11 protein-coding genes are annotated in these 14,652 nt (G+C 72.9%); 4 read left to right on the top strand and 7 right to left on the bottom strand.

Features of this window, described 5'->3' with window-relative positions; all coding sequences use genetic code 11:
* Nucleotides 1-163 precede the first annotated feature (163 nt).
* Complete coding sequence (gene aspS / locus ACIGAQ_RS21850; protein ID WP_362276064.1) at nt 164-1,927, top strand: aspartate--tRNA ligase; 1,764 nt, start codon at nt 164-166, stop codon at nt 1,925-1,927.
* Nucleotides 1,928-2,009: 82 nt separating this feature from the next.
* On the opposite strand, the gene ACIGAQ_RS21845 is transcribed toward aspS, so the two are convergent.
* The 3 genes from ACIGAQ_RS21845 to ACIGAQ_RS21835 all read right to left on the bottom strand — a co-directional run bounded on the left by ACIGAQ_RS21845 (nt 2,010) and on the right by ACIGAQ_RS21835 (nt 5,926).
* The gene (locus ACIGAQ_RS21845) at nt 2,010-2,375 is read right to left on the bottom strand and encodes a PH domain-containing protein (RefSeq protein WP_351350218.1); all 366 of its coding nucleotides are present in this window, start codon (nt 2,373-2,375) and stop codon (nt 2,010-2,012) included.
* 128 nt (nt 2,376-2,503) lie between these two features.
* The gene (metG, locus tag ACIGAQ_RS21840) at nt 2,504-4,120 is read right to left on the bottom strand and encodes a methionine--tRNA ligase (protein WP_399785170.1); all 1,617 of its coding nucleotides are present in this window, start codon (nt 4,118-4,120) and stop codon (nt 2,504-2,506) included.
* Nucleotides 4,121-4,249: 129 nt separating this feature from the next.
* On the bottom strand, nt 4,250-5,926 hold the full coding sequence (locus tag ACIGAQ_RS21835) for a VWA domain-containing protein (RefSeq protein ID WP_399785167.1): 1,677 nt from the start codon (nt 5,924-5,926) through the stop codon (nt 4,250-4,252).
* A 280-nt stretch (nt 5,927-6,206) separates the two neighbouring features.
* On the opposite strand from ACIGAQ_RS21835, the gene ACIGAQ_RS21830 reads away from it, so the two are divergent.
* The gene (locus ACIGAQ_RS21830) at nt 6,207-8,285 is read left to right on the top strand and encodes a PhoX family protein (protein WP_399785164.1); all 2,079 of its coding nucleotides are present in this window, start codon (nt 6,207-6,209) and stop codon (nt 8,283-8,285) included.
* Between the two features lie 106 nt (nt 8,286-8,391).
* On the opposite strand, the gene ACIGAQ_RS21825 is transcribed toward ACIGAQ_RS21830, so the two are convergent.
* Together ACIGAQ_RS21825 and ACIGAQ_RS21820 are read right to left on the bottom strand one after the other, a co-directional pair.
* On the bottom strand, nt 8,392-9,393 hold the full coding sequence (locus ACIGAQ_RS21825) for an endonuclease/exonuclease/phosphatase family protein (protein WP_399785161.1): 1,002 nt from the start codon (nt 9,391-9,393) through the stop codon (nt 8,392-8,394).
* A 40-nt stretch (nt 9,394-9,433) separates the two neighbouring features.
* Nucleotides 9,434-10,261, bottom strand: coding sequence for an alpha/beta fold hydrolase (locus ACIGAQ_RS21820; protein WP_399785158.1), 828 nt, complete (start codon nt 10,259-10,261; stop codon nt 9,434-9,436).
* 88 nt (nt 10,262-10,349) lie between these two features.
* On the opposite strand from ACIGAQ_RS21820, the gene ACIGAQ_RS21815 reads away from it, so the two are divergent.
* A complete protein-coding gene (locus tag ACIGAQ_RS21815; protein ID WP_399785155.1) occupies nt 10,350-11,696 on the top strand; it encodes a PLP-dependent aminotransferase family protein in 1,347 nt (448 codons plus the stop codon).
* Here the strand turns inward: ACIGAQ_RS21815 and ACIGAQ_RS21810 are convergent.
* Together ACIGAQ_RS21810 and ACIGAQ_RS21805 are read right to left on the bottom strand one after the other, a co-directional pair.
* Nucleotides 11,593-12,543, bottom strand: a complete 951-nt coding sequence (locus ACIGAQ_RS21810; protein ID WP_399785152.1) for a hypothetical protein — start codon at nt 12,541-12,543, stop codon at nt 11,593-11,595. The two genes, ACIGAQ_RS21815 and ACIGAQ_RS21810, sit on opposite strands and share 104 nt — an antisense overlap.
* A 289-nt stretch (nt 12,544-12,832) precedes the next feature.
* Nucleotides 12,833-13,273: a hypothetical protein gene (locus tag ACIGAQ_RS21805; RefSeq protein ID WP_311682426.1), complete on the bottom strand. Its 441-nt coding sequence runs from the start codon at nt 13,271-13,273 to the stop codon at nt 12,833-12,835.
* A gap of 120 nt (nt 13,274-13,393) precedes the next feature.
* On the opposite strand from ACIGAQ_RS21805, the gene ACIGAQ_RS21800 reads away from it, so the two are divergent.
* On the top strand, nt 13,394-14,593 hold the full coding sequence (locus ACIGAQ_RS21800; protein ID WP_399785149.1) for a PP2C family protein-serine/threonine phosphatase: 1,200 nt from the start codon (nt 13,394-13,396) through the stop codon (nt 14,591-14,593).
* Nucleotides 14,594-14,652 lie beyond the last annotated feature (59 nt).

Below are 14,652 nucleotides of genomic sequence, written 5' to 3'. Positions count from 1 at the left end.
CCACTTTAAGAAGACGCACTCGAACACTGCCACCGAAAGCGGAAGCGCGCTCGATCGTCACGCGCGGAGAACTCGGGAGAGCCGATCTTCGCCTGCCCGGTACGCTGGGGACCAGTTTCACGTGAAACACAGACCCCGATCAGCGAAGACTGGATGAACGACGATGCATCGGTACAGGTCCCACACCTGCGGCGAGCTCCGCTCCTCTGACGTCGGCACCGACGTCCGGCTGAGTGGCTGGCTGCACAATCGGCGCGACCTGGGCGGCATCCTCTTCATCGATCTGCGCGATCACTACGGCATCACGCAGCTCGTGGCCCGCCCCGGCACCCCCGCCTACGAGGCCCTCGACAAGCTCTCCAAGGAGTCGACGGTCCGCGTCGACGGCAAGGTCGTCTCCCGGGGCGCCGAGAACATCAACCCCGACCTGCCGACCGGTGAGGTCGAGGTCGAGGTCGGCGAGGTCGAACTGCTCGGCGCCGCCGCCCCGCTGCCGTTCACGATCAACACCGAGGACGGCGTCAACGAGGAGCGGCGCCTGGAGTACCGCTTCCTCGACCTGCGCCGCGAGCGCATGCACCGCAACATCATGCTGCGCACGGCGGTCATCTCCGCCATCCGTCACAAGATGACGGCCCTCGGCTTCAACGAGATGGCGACGCCGATTCTGTCCGCGACCTCCCCCGAGGGCGCCCGCGACTTCGTCGTCCCCTCCCGCCTGCACCCGGGCAAGTTCTACGCCCTCCCGCAGGCCCCCCAGCAGTTCAAGCAGCTGCTGATGATCTCCGGCTTCGACCGCTACTTCCAGATCGCGCCCTGCTTCCGTGACGAGGACGCCCGCGCCGACCGTTCGCCGGGCGAGTTCTACCAGCTCGACATCGAGATGAGCTTCGTCGAGCAGGAGGACGTCTTCCAGCCCGTCGAGAAGCTGATGACCGAGCTCTTCGAGGAGTTCGGCGGCGGCCGTCACGTCACCTCGCCGTTCCCGCGGATCCCGTTCCGCGAGGCGATGCTGAAGTACGGCTCCGACAAGCCGGACCTGCGTGCCCAGCTCGAACTCGTCGACATCACCGACATCTTCGAGGGCTCGGAGTTCAAGGCCTTCGCGGGCAAGCACGTGCGCGCCCTGCCGGTGCCGGACGTCTCCGCCCAGCCGCGCAAGTTCTTCGACCAGCTCGGCGACTACGCCGTCTCGCAGGGCGCCAAGGGTCTGGCCTGGGTCCGCGTCGGCGAGGACGGCTCGCTGTCGGGCCCGATCGCGAAGTTCCTCACCGAGGACGACGTCGCGGAGCTCACCAAGCGGCTCTCCCTCGCCGCCGGCCACGCGGTCTTCTTCGGCGCGGGCGAGTTCGACGAGGTCTCCAAGATCATGGGCGCGGTCCGGGTCGAGGCGGCCAAGCGCGCCGGGCACTTCGAGGACGGCGTCTTCCGGTTCTGCTGGATCGTCGACTTCCCGATGTACGAGAAGGACGAGGAGACCGGCGCGATCGACTTCTCGCACAACCCGTTCTCCATGCCGCAGGGCGGCCTGGAGGCCCTGGAGACCCAGGACCCGCTCGACATCCTGGGCTGGCAGTACGACATCGTCTGCAACGGCGTCGAGCTGTCCTCCGGCGCGATCCGGAACCACGAGCCGGAGATCATGCTCAAGGCCTTCGAGATCGCCGGCTACGACCGCGAGACCGTCGAGGAGAAGTTCGCGGGCATGCTGCGCGCCTTCCGCTTCGGCGCCCCGCCGCACGGCGGCATCGCCCCCGGCGTCGACCGCATCGTCATGCTCCTCGCGGACGAGCCCAACATCCGCGAGACCATCGCCTTCCCGCTCAACGGCAACGCCCAGGACCTGATGATGGGCGCACCGACGGAGCTGGAGGAGGCCCGGCTGAAGGAGCTGCACCTGTCGGTGCGGAAGCCGCAGCCGAAGTAGGCCGCGCCGACGCGAAGGGCGCCCGGGGTCTCCCCGGGCGCCCTTCGGCTTTGATCAGCGCTGCTCGCCGGGCCCATGACCGTCAGCGCGCGACGAACTGGGTCAGGATCGCCTGGACCTCGTAGATGTCGACGCCCTTGGTGAAGGTCTTCTGCAGGGGCGTGGGGGTGCCGGAGATCCAGATCTTGAGTTCTGCGTCCAGGTCGAAGGTGCCTGCCGTTTCCACCGAGAAGTGGGTGATGCTGCGGTAGGGCACGGAGTGGTACTCGACCTTCTTGCCGGTGATGCCCTGCTTGTCGACGAGGATCAGGCGGCGGTCGGTGAAGAGGATCGTGTCGCGGATCAGCAGGAACGCGGCGTGGACCTGTTCGCCATGGCCGAGGAGGCGGGCGTAGTCCTGCTGGGCGGAGGCCGGGTCGACGGTGTGGGCGTTGCCGAACAGTGCCATGGGTGGTCCCCCCGTGTGTGTGGCGGCGGCCTTGGCGCCGCTCCTCACGCGATCTTCGCAAAGCGACGGGCCCGGGAGAAGGTCCTCGTTCTCCCGGGCGCGTGGCTGTAGCGAGCGTGTTACGGCTGTTACGCCGTCGGCTTCTCCTCCAGGCGCGGGAAGAGGACGGCGCCCTTGGTGACCGTCGTGCCGGCCGGGAGCCTGCCCCAGTCACCGGCCTCCTGGATCCGCTGGTCGGCGAGGGCCCCGAGGGAGGCCTCCGCGCCGAGCGACTCCCAGAGCTTCCGGGACGTCTCCGGCATGACCGGGTTGAGCAGGACCGCCACCGCCCGGAGGGACTCCGCGGCCGTGTAGAGGATCGTCGCCAGGCGGGCCCGGCCCTCGTCGGACGTGTCCTTGGCGACCTTCCAGGGCTCCTGCTCGGTGATGTAGCCGTTGACCTGCTTGACGAAGTCGAAGACCGCCAGGATGCCGCCCTGGAAGTCCAGTTCCTCGCCGATCCGCCGGTCGGCCTCCGAGACGGCCTTGGCCAGGCCGGCGTGGATGGCCTCCTCCGCCTCGCCGTCGGCCGCCGACGCCGGCAGTTCACCGCCGAAGTACTTGCCGACCATCGCCGCGACGCGGGAGGCGAGGTTGCCGTAGTCGTTCGCCAGCTCGCTCGTGTACCGGGCGGAGAAGTCCTCCCAGGAGAAGGAGCCGTCCTGGCCGAAGGCGATCGCGCGCAGGAAGTACCAGCGGTAGGCGTCCACGCCGAAGTGCGTGGTCAGGTCCTGCGGCTTGATGCCGGTCAGGTTCGACTTCGACATCTTCTCGCCGCCGACCATCAGCCAGCCGTTGGCCGCGATCTTGCCGGGGAGCGGGAGGCCCTGCGCCATCAGCATCGCGGGCCAGATCACCGCGTGGAAGCGGAGGATGTCCTTGCCGACCAGGTGGACGTCGGCCGGGAAGGTCTCCTCGAACTTCGCCTGGTTCTCGTTGTAACCGACCGCCGTGGCGTAGTTCAGCAGGGCGTCGACCCACACGTAGATCACGTGCTTGTCGTCCCACGGGATCGGGATGCCCCAGTCGAAGGTCGAGCGGGAGATGGACAGGTCCTGCAGGCCCTGGCGCACGAAGTTCACGACCTCGTTGCGCGCGGACTCGGGCTGGATGAAGCCGGGGTTCGCCTCGTAGTGGGCGAGGAGCTTCTCGCCGTACTCGCTCAGCTTGAAGAAGTAGTTCTCCTCGCTGAGGATCTCGACCGGCTTCTTGTGGATCGGGCAGAGCTTCTGGCCCGCGTACTCGCCCTCGCCGTCGAGGAGCTCACCGGGGAGCTTGTACTCCTCGCAGCCGACGCAGTACGGGCCCTCGTAGCCGCCCTTGTAGATCTCGCCCTTGTCGTACAGGTCCTGGACGAACTCCTGGACGCGGTCGGTGTGCCGCTTCTGCGTGGTGCGGATGAAGTCGTCGTTCGCGATCTCCAGGTGCTCCCAGAGCGGCTTCCACGCTTCGGTGACGAGTTTGTCGGCCCACGCCTGGGGGGTGACCCCGTTGGTCTCGGCCGTGCGCATGATCTTCTGACCGTGCTCGTCCGTGCCGGTGAGGTACCACACCTTCTCGCCGCGCTGACGGTGCCAGCGGGTGAGCACGTCGCCTGCGACGGTCGTATAGGCGTGGCCCAGGTGAGGAGCGTCGTTGACGTAGTAGATGGGGGTCGAGACGTAGTACGCCTTCGCCCCCTGCTTCTCGGATCCAGTGGCCGCCATGGTCGAAATCCTACTGGGCGGCTGAAGATCGACTCACACGCGTTTCGGGGGGTGGACGGGCTGTGGGGGCGCCGTCCACCCCCCGAGGGGGCTGAGGGGTCTGCGGGTCTGTGCGAGCGCGGGGTACGTCTACGGGCGCCAGTTCGCGAGTACGCCCTCGTAGAGCTCCTTGTCCGTCAGCTCGCGCGGGGTCTCGCCCGCGAGGAAGTGGGACGTGTTGGGGGTCTTGAGCTTGCGGAGGTAGTCGAAGGCCTTGTTCTCGGGGTCACCGAAGGCGACGAAGGAGAAGAACACGGCGGGGTGGGTCTTGGCCGCGTCGGTGAGGGCCTGGGTGGCGGGGGTCTTGGCGTCGGGGGCGCCGTCGGTCTGGAAGACCACCAGGGCCGGCAGGCCGGGGGTGTCCGCGGTCGCCTTGTCGTGGTGGGCGAGGACCGCCTCCACCGCCGCGTGGTAGCTGGTGCGGCCCATGCGGCCGAGGGAGGCGTGCAGGGTGTCGATCTTGTCCTCGTGGTCGGTGAGGGTGAGCTCGCCGGTGCCGTCGAGTTCGGTGGAGAAGAAGACGACCGGGACGGTGGCCTCGGGGTCGAGGTGGGCGGCGAGGGCGAGGGTCTGCTCGGCGAGGGCCTGGGCGCTGCCGTCCTTGTAGTACGGGCGCATGGAGGCGGAGCGGTCGAGGACGAGGTAGACCTTGGCGCGGGTGCCGGTGAGGGAGTGGGTCTTGAGGGTGGTGGCCGCGGCGCGGTAGGCGGTGGCCAGGGCGGGGGCGGCGTTCTTGAGCTGAGCGAGGGTGAGGGCGGGCTTGGCCTCGGGGCCGGGCTGCTCGGCCTCGGCCTCGGCTTCGCCTTCGGCCGTGTCGTCCCCACCCGCACCACCCGTGCGGCTTTCGTCGTCGGGTGCGGGTGGCCCCTGCAGGGCTTCATCGCCGTCGGCGGCCGCGGGTTCGGGGGCCTCGTCGGCACCCGTGCGGGTTTCGTCGTCCGGTGCCGGCGGTCCCTGCGGGGCCTCGTCGCCGTCGGCGGCCACTGGTTCGGGGGTCTCGTCGGCCTCGGCCGCCGGTTCCGGCGTCGCCTCGGGCTTCGACTCCGCTTCCGCGGGCTTGTCGGTTTCGGTCTCGGTCTCGGCTTCCGGCTCCGTGACCGGTGCCTCAGCCTTTGCCTCCGCCTGGACCTCCGTCTGCGGCGCGGCCGCCTTCGGTGCCTCGGTGGGCGTCGGCTCCTCCGTGGGCTCGGGCTTCGGCTCCGCTTCCGCGGGCTTGTCGGTCTCGGTCTCGACCTCGGCTTCCGCCTCCGGCGCCTCCGTGGGCTCGGGCTTCTCCGCGATCACCGGGTCCTCGGCCGCCGCCGGCTTCGCCGGGGTGGGCTCGTCGGCGATGTCCGGCTCCTCGACGTGCTCCGCTTCCGGGGCCTTCGGCTCCTCGGCAGCCTCCGGCTCGGCAACCACCGCTTCCCTGACCGGCTTGGATTCGGATCCGTCCGCCGGTTCCGGCGTCTCCTCCTCCCGCTTCCGCGGTGCGGGCGACGGCTCCTCACCCGATCGCGTCGGACGCGGCACCGTCACGTTGTCGAACGCCAGCGACACCAGGTCGTGCTCGTCGCGGGGCTCGGGGACGGTCGCCGTGGGGGCGGGGTCGGGTTCCGGGGAGGGGGACGGGACCCGGGGCTCGGCCGCCTCCGTGGGGGAGGGCTGCTCGGCCGGTGCCTGTGTGGTGGTCGTCGGTTCCGTCGTCCGCGCCGCACCCTCCGCCTCGGCGGTCCGTGACTTGCGGGACCGTCCGAACGCGTTCCGCAACCGAGTGAGAATGCCCATGTGCGCGCAACCCTTCGCGTGAGTTGAAGCCCGTCAATCCCTGGCCAGGACGGACACGTAAGGTTAGCGGCCCTCCTGGGTGATCTTGGGCAGGGTCTGCTGGGCGGGATTCCCGCTGTCAAGGGGAACATCCGGCCTGCTCAGGTGTCGCCGGGCTGAAGGAGTGCAACCCCCGTACGGCAGCCACGGGTTCACTCGTTGTTCATCGGGGCGCCCGGCTCCCGCACGTATGTGCCCCTACGGTCACGCTGACACCCAGGGCATCCAAGGAGAGAACACAGTGCGCAAGCTGCTGCCGTTGATCGGAACGCCGTCCGATTCACACCCTGGCGGCCGGTCCGCCATGACCTGTCGATTCCGGTGTGGTGACGCCTGCTTCCACGAGGTGCCCAACACCAGCTCCAACGAGTACGTCGGCGACGTGATCGCCGGTGCCCTCAGCCGCCGTTCGATGATGCGCGCCGCGGCCGTGGTGACCGTGGCCGCCGCGGGAGCGGGCGCCGTGGGTGTCGCGCAGGCCCCGCAGGCCGGCGCCGTCCCGGCCGCCGCCGCCCGTGAGGCCGCGCGGAGCAGGACGAAGGGGGCCCGGGGCCTGCGCTTCGCGCCCGTCGCGCCCAACACCGCCGACGCCGTGACCGTGCCGGACGGCTACCGCCAGAACGTCGTCATCCGGTGGGGCGAGCCGATCCTGCGGGGTGCTCCCGCCTTCGACCCGGAGAAGCAGAGCGCCAAGGCGCAGGCCGGGCAGTTCGGGTACAACTGCGACTTCCTCGCGCTGCTCCCGCTGCCGGGCGAGCGGGGCCGGCAGCTGCTCGTCGCGAACCACGAGTACACCGACGAGGTGCTCATGTTCCGCGGGTACGACGCCGCCAACCCCACCCGCGAGCAGGTCGAGATCGCCTGGGCCGCGCACGGGCTGTCCGCCGTCGTCGTGGAGGAGGACCGCAGGAGCGGCAGGCTCACCGCCGTCTCCCGGCACCAGCTCAACCGGCGCGTCACCGCCACCACCGAGTTCCGGCTGACCGGGCCCGTCGCCGGCTCCGACCTCGTGAAGACCTCCGCCGACCCGAGCGGCACGAAGGTGCTCGGCACCCTCAACAACTGCTCCGGCGGCGTCACCCCCTGGGGCACGACCCTGCACGGCGAGGAGAACTTCAACCAGTACTTCGCCAACAGCAGCCGCGCGACGGACAAGCGGTACGGCATCGGGACCGGGGCCACCGAGCGCAAGTGGGAGCGGTTCGACAAGCGGTTCGACGTCGCGCAGGAGCCCAACGAGGTGCACCGGTTCGGCTACGTCGTGGAGTTCGACCCGTACGACCCGGCCTCCACGCCCCGCAAGCACACCGCTCTCGGGCGGTTCAAGCACGAGGCCGCGACCGTGCGGCTCACGCACGACGGCCGTCCCGTCGTGTACTCCGGCGACGACGAGCGGTTCGACTACTTCTACAAGTTCGTCAGCAGCAAGCGGATGAAACACGGCACCTCGCGGTCCGTGCGCGAGCACAACCTCTCCCTGCTCGACGAGGGCACCCTGTACGTCGCCAAGCTCACCGGCGACTCCCCGGCCATCGAGATCGACGGCACGGGCAAGCTCCCGAACGACGGGGAGTTCGACGGCAGCGGCCAGTGGATCCCGCTGGCCACGGCCACCGCCAGGGGAGCCGTCTCGCACGTCGAGGGGATGAGCGCGGAGGAGGTGTTCGTCTTCACGCGGCTCGCCGGTGACAAGGTCGGCGCCACGAAGATGGACCGGCCCGAGGACATCGAGCCCAACCCGGTCACCGGCAAGGTCTACGTCGCCCTCACCAACAACTCCAACCGGGGCGTCGGCTCCAACCCCAAGGCGGACGAGGCCAACCCGCGCCACGCCAACAAGCACGGGCACGTCCTGGAGCTCACCGAGCGCTGGAACCGGCCGGAGAGCACGACGTTCGCCTGGTCGCTGTTCCTCGTCGCCGGTGACCCGGAGGACCCGGCGACCTACTTCGCCGGCTTCCCCAAGGAGGGCGTCAGCCCCATCTCCTGCCCGGACAACGTCGCCTTCGACCCCTACGGCAACCTGTGGATCTCCACCGACGGCGCCCAGCTCGGCTCGCACGACGGCCTGTTCGGTGTGGCGACCCGGGGCGAGCGGCGCGGTGAGCTCAAGCAGTTCCTGACCGTGCCGAAGGGCGCCGAGACCTGCGGGCCGATCATCCAGGAGCGGCGCGTCCTGGTCGCCGTGCAGCACCCGGGCGAGATCGACGGCGCGTCCGTGGAGAAGCCCGCCAGCACCTGGCCCGACGGGCCCGGGTCGTACGTCCGCCCGGCCGTGGTGTCCGTGTGGCGTGCCGACGGCTGCGACATCGGCGTCTGACCGGACCGGACCGGACCGGCGCGGCGAGAGCGTGGAGAGGGGGGCGTCCGTGGGGGCGCCCCCCTTCGCGTCACCTTCGCCGTCGTCTTCGCCGGCACCTTCACCGTCACCGGGGCGCGTGCAGCGTCAGGTCCGTGACCACCGCCCGGTGGTCCGTGTCCGCCAGGTCCAGGATCCGGGTGCGGTCGGCCGCGAAGTGGCGTGAGAGCAGCACGTGGTCGATCTGCACGCCGAGGGTCGGAGCCGTGGGGGCCGGCCAGGTGGCGGTGCGGTCGGCGCCGTCCAGGCGGGAGGCGTCGCGCAGGCCCGTGTCGAGGATGCGGCGGAAGGCGGCGTGGTCCTGGGAGGCGTTGAAGTCCCCGGCCAGGATCAGGGGGGTGGAGCGGTCGGCCGCGGCCGCGTCGCGCAGTCCGGCCAGCTCCCGGCGCCAGAGGTCGACCTGGCCGGGCAGCGGCGGCATCGGGTGGGCCAGCTGGAGCCGGACGGCGTGCCCGTCCACGTCGGCGACCGCCCCGGGCATGCCCATCGTGCCGCGGACGCCGGCCGTGGGGGTCAGCGGGAAGCGGCTGAGGATGACGGAGCCCTCGGAGCCGCCGCCCTCGACGGCCCGGCGGTGCGGGAAGTCCCGCGCGAGGTCGGCCTTCAGTTGCGCGTCGCAGGCGTGGTCGCATTCCTGGACGAAGACGACGTCGGGTTTCTCGCGGCGGACCGCCGCGACCAGGGAGCCGGTGCCCTGGCCGAACTCGACGTTGGAGGTGAGCACGCGCAGCTCGGCGACGGGACGGCCCGTGGGGTCGTCGCTCGTGCCGTACGGCTCGATGTACCAGGCCAGCAGGCCGAGCAGGAGGACCCCCCAGGCCGTGCCGGTCCACCAGCGGGACAGCAGCGTGAGCAGCAGGGCCAGGGCGGTGGGCACGAGCAGCCAGGGGAGGAAGGCGAGGAACTGCGGCACGGGCGTGATGCCGTCGCTGTCGGCCATGCGGAAGCCGACGACCACGCTCACCGCCGCGCACAGCAGGCCGGCGCACCAGGCGGCGAGGCGCCGCCCGGGCGGGCGGTGCTCCGGCCCGTCGTCGGTGGCGGTCCACTCGGCAGCGGCGGTGTCCACGTCCCGGCTCCGTTCGTGAGGGGGATGTCCGGATTCTCCCTCAGAGACGGGGTGGGGCGGAGGAAGGTTGCCGGGCGTCGACGCGGGCCAGGAACGCCTCCAGTGCCGTGTCGAACACCTCGGGGCGTTCCAGGTTCGGCAGGTGGGCGGCGCCCTCGACGATGTGCAGCGTGGCGTCGGGCAGGGCGGCGTGCAGGGCGCGGGCGCCGGCGACGGGCGTGTAGGTGTCGTCGGCTCCCACGACGACCAGGGCCGGGACGCGCACGCGGGGCAGCAGGAGCCGGTGGTCGGGGCGCCGGGCGCGGGCGCGCAGGGCCGCGGCGGCGCCCTCGGGGGAGGTGGCCGTCATCATGCCGTGGACGTGGGCCTTGACCTCGGCGGACGCGTACGGGGCGACCATCCGTTCCAGGACCTCGTCGGCGTAGCCGCGCAGCCCCTCGGCGAGGAGGCGGTCCGCCATGGCGTCGCGGGCGCGGACGCCCTCGGGGGTCTCCGGGGCGGCGGAGGTGTCGGCGAGGACCAGCCCCCGGACGCGTTCGGGGAACAGGCGGTAGCAGTCCAGGACGATCTGGCCGCCCATGGACAGGCCCGCCAGGACGAAGGAGTCCACCCCCAGCTCGTCCAGCAGGGCCTCGATGTCCCGGGCGAAGCCGGAGAAGTCCCGCAGGGCCGGGGTGGCCGGGGAGGCGCCGTAGCCGCGCAGGTCGGGGGCGACGACACGGCGGGTCGCCGCGAACGTCTCCAGCTGCGGGGCCCACATGGTGCGGTCGAAGGGGTGTCCGTGGACCAGGACCAGGGGAGTCGGGGGGACAAGGGGCTGCCGGGAGGATGCGGGGCCTTTGTCCTCATATGCGAGGAAGGGTGCCATGCGTCGACCCTAGGCAGGCCCAACTACTCGGTGCAATAGGATCTTTGCTCTCGGTGCAATCCGAGGGGAGCGAGGGGGAGGCCGACCGATGGGTGACTACCGGCGCATCGCGGACCGGATAGCCGAGGACATCGCCGGCGGACGGCTCAAGCCGGGCCAACGGCTGCCGCCGCAGCGGGTGTTCGCCCGCAGGCGGGGGATCGCCCCGTCGACAGCCGGGCGGGTGTACGGCGAACTCGTGCGGCGGGGGCTGGTCGTCGGGGAGGTCGGGCGCGGCACGTTCGTCCGGGCCGCCCCGGACGGGCCGGCGGGACAGGCCCTCGTCGAGTCCGGCGTGACCGGCGCACCGGTGAACCTGGAACTCAACTACCCTTCCGCGCCCGGCCAGCCGGAGCTGCTCGCGCCCGTGCTCGCCCCGCTGCTGCGCCCCGACGTGCTGGCCGAGGCGCTCTTACCGGCGGCCGCCACCGGCACCCCGCAGGCCCGGGAGGCCGCCGCCGGCCTGCTCGCCACGCCGGGCTGGCGCCCCGGCCCCGAACGGCTGCTGTTCACGGGGAACGCCCGTCAGGCCATCGCCGCCGTCCTGGCCTCCCTGGTCCGGCCGGGTGGCCGGGTCGGTGTGGAGCAGCTGACGTATCCGCTGGTCAAGGAGATCGCGGCGCGGCTCGGCATCACGCTGGTGCCGCTCGCGGGCGACCCGGCCGGGCTGCTGCCGGACGCCGTCGCCGCCGCGCACCGCACGGCACCGCTGTCCGCCCTGTACGTGCAGCCGACCCTGCACAACCCGACCTCGCTGACGACGAGCGGACCCCGGATGCGGCAACTCGCGCAGGTACTCGGCGACTTGGACCTGCCGGTCGTGGAGGACCGCATCTGGTCGTTCCTGCACGAGCCCGGTGTCCCCCTCGCCGCCCACGCCCCGGCCCTCACCCATGTCGTCGACGGGCTCTCCAAGCGGGTCGCCCCCGGGCTCACCGTCGGTTTCCTCGTCGTGCCGCCGCACCGGGTGGGCGCCGTGGCCCACGCGGTGCGCTCGGGCGGCTGGAGCGCGGGGCGGTTCGCGCTGGAGGCGGCCGTGCGGTGGGCCGCCGAGGGGACGGTGGCCCGGCTGGTCGCGGCCAAACGGGCGGACGCGGGGCGGCGGCAGCGGATCCTCGCGGAGGAGCTCGCGGGGTTCGCCGTACGGTCCGACCCGCACGCCTACTTCGCCTGGTGGGAGCTGCCCGCGCCGTGGCGCGCCGACACCTTCACGGCCGCCGCCGCGGCGCACGGCATCGCCGTCACGCCCGGGCCCGCCTTCGCGGTCGCCCCCGGGCACACGCCGGACGCGGTCAGGCTCGGGCTCGCGTCGGCTCCGGAGCCGGATCTGCGGCGGGCCCTGCGGACCCTCGCGCGCGTCGCCGCGCGGCGAGCCGGGGACCGTAGCGGCCCGTGAGCCACCCGCCGAGCGCCACCGCGAGGCCGAGGGCGCACAGCAGCCAGGACACCGTGCGCAGGGTGGCCGTCAGGGCGTCGTAGACGGCGCCCGCGGCCGGGCCCCGCAACGCGTCGGGCAGGTCGGCGAGGGTGAGACGGCGGCCGACCGCCACGGCGAGGACGAGCAGCGCCCCGCCCAGGGCCGTGCCGAGGCCGAGGGCGGTGACCGCGCGGCGGCGGCACGCGGCGACGGCGATCCCGGCGACGGCGAAGCAGGCCGCGGCGAGCGGCAGCCAGAAGGAGGCGGCGTCCAGCACCTGGTACCCCTTGCGCAGTCGGTCCACGTCGCCGGCCGGGAGCACCGGGACGCGGGTGTGCGTGACCGGGATGCGGTGGGCGAAGGGCACGTGGTCCTCGGTGAGTCGGTGTTTGACCCGGTCGACGACGGGTGCGAGGTCGACGGTGACCGGGGCGGCCGGTGCGTCGGCGCGCAGGGCGCGCAGCACGGCGGCGTGGACGGCCCGGTTCGAGGCGGCCCAGGCCGTGGCGAACGCCTCGGTCCGGGTGAACGAGCGGGCCGCGTCGTGCACGAAGGGCCCGGCGCTGCCAGGCAGTTCGGGTCCCGCAGCGCGCAGGACGCCGTCCCCGAGGGCGTCCGCGGCCGCGCCCCGCACGTCCGGGTCGTCGGCGAGCGGCGCCATGGTCCGGACCCAGCGGCCGGTGTCGGCCGGCCCGTGCGCCGCCCAGGAGGCCAGCGCGCCGAAGGGCACCAGCAGGCACGCGAGGGCGAGCAGAACGGCCGACAGGGCGTTCCGCGCGCGTGGGGGCGCCGCCGCGGGGACGGGCGCCCGGTCCGTCTCGGGCACCCTTCCAGGCAAGGCCCGCCGGGCGTGGGGCGCGAGCGGGACGACTGCATTCGGGCCACCCGCCGCGGCCGGACGGACGCCCCACCTGCGGAAAGTATCCGGACCCGGGTGTTCCGACCGCCGGTGGGGCCCTCACCCGAACGGGTGTTTCCGGGCGGTGTTTCCGGGGCGGTGCCTCCGGGGCGGTGCCTCCGGGCCGGGAGGCCCTGCTCGCCGCGGGCGCGCTCGCCCCGGCCCGACGACCGGGGCGGTGTGCGGGGTCGGGGTGCGGAGGCGGTGTGCGGGGCGGTCAGTCCAGCCGGTGGCCCTCCGCGTCCTCGTGGGTGTAGTAGCGGTAGAACATCGTCAGCAGGACCCCCACCCCGACGACCAGGCCCACCCCGGCGGATTTCAGGACGGACTCGCCGGACTGGCTGACGAGGAAGCCGATCGCGCAGCCCGTGAAGGCGAACCAGGCCAGCGCGTGCAGCTCGCGGCGCAGCCGCGGGGCCAGCCGCCACACGGCGGCGAACACCACCGCGAAGACCAGCGCCGTGAGGAAGCCGAACAGCAGGTTCCAGCCCGTGATGGGCCCGCCGTGACGCCGGTTGGCCGCGGCCCAGAAGCCGTAGATCAGCCCGAGCACGACGGGCAGCGCCACCGCCGCCGCCGCGTGGGTCCGGGCACTGAAGACGTCGGGCCTGCGCCGCGGTGTGGTCATCCTGCGTGAGGCGGGTGCCGCGTGAGCCATGACAGCTCTCCTCTCTGTCCCTGCCCTGGTCTCCAGGGCACACCGGCGGGGCGCCGTGGGCAAGTCGGCGGCGCGCGCCGACCGGATGCGGGCCGCCCGGCCCCGTGTTTCGCTGGGCCCGTGAGGCGCCACCGCGGGGGGCACGGCCCGCTCGACCAGTACCCCGAGGCCGGCGGCCGGGACCCCGTGCGGCGGCAGGAGCTGCTGCGGCTGCGCGGGCACCGCGTGGCCTGGCTGCCGCCGCTGGTGCTGCTCGTCGCCATCGCCGTGGCGGACTACCACACCACCGGCGAGTTCCGCATGATCTCCTGGATCGTGCTGGTGCCCGGCATCGCCGCCGCGATCTGCGGGGTGTGGGGCACGGCCCTGTTCGCCCTGGCGTCGCTGGTGACGTACGTCGTGGTGGACGGTGCCTGGCCGCACGAGTACCAGGCCGGACTCGCCGACTTCGTCCTGGTCGCCCTCGGCGGCATCCTCGCCACCCTGGCCTGCGTCGTCCGGGTGCGCGAGGAGCGGCGCGTGCTGCGCATGGGCGCCGTCACCGAGACCATCCGCCGCACGGTGCTGCGCCCGCTGCCGCCGGGCTGGGGCGGCCTCGACCACGCCGGCGTCTATCTCACCGCCGACGCCGAGGCCCGCGTCGGCGGCGACTTCTACGACATCCAGCCCGGCCCGCACGGCACCCGCGTCCTGGTCGGGGACGTGCAGGGCAAGGGCCTCGGGGCCGTGGAGGCGGCGGCCGCGCTGCTCGGCACGTTCCGGGAGGCCGCGTACCACGAGGCCGGCCTCACGACCGTCGCGGAGCGGCTGGAGACGCGGATGATCCGGCACCGAGGGCACACGGTCGCCCTGGGCCGCTCCGACGGCGACCGGTTCGCCACGGCCGTCCTGCTCGGCTTCCCCGACGACGACCGCGAGGCGGTGGACGTCCTGGTGTTCGGGCACGAGCCGCCGCTCGCGGTCGGGCCGGGCGGGGTGCGCGCCCTGCCGGCCGGGGCGGGGCTGCCGCTGGGCTTCGGGGACCTCGGACCGGGGCCGCCCGGGGCGCGGCGCGTGCGGGTGGCCGCCGACGAGACGCTGCTGCTGGTGACCGACGGTGTGACGGAGGCGCGGGACGGCACCGGGGCGTTCTACGCGCTCGCCCGCGAGGTGGCCCGGGCCGTGGCCGAGGACCCGGGCGCGGCCGAGCCGGCCCGGCTGGCCGCCCTGGTGCGGGACGGCACCCTGCGGCACTGCGGCGGCCGCCTCGCCGACGACACGACGATCTTCACGGTCCGCCGCCGCCGAGCCGCGCCGGAGGGGCCGGCGGGGGCGCCGTGAGGGGTGCCGTGGGGGGCGGGGTGCGGGTTTCGTGGTGGCTGGTCGCGCAGTTCCCCGCG

Origin of the sequence: Streptomyces sp. NPDC085932 (assembly GCF_044540525.1) — a bacterium.
GTDB classification, from domain to species: domain Bacteria; phylum Actinomycetota; class Actinomycetes; order Streptomycetales; family Streptomycetaceae; genus Streptomyces; species Streptomyces levis.
Note: the sequence above shows the minus strand (reverse complement) of the source record. Positions and strands in the feature narration are given on the sequence as shown.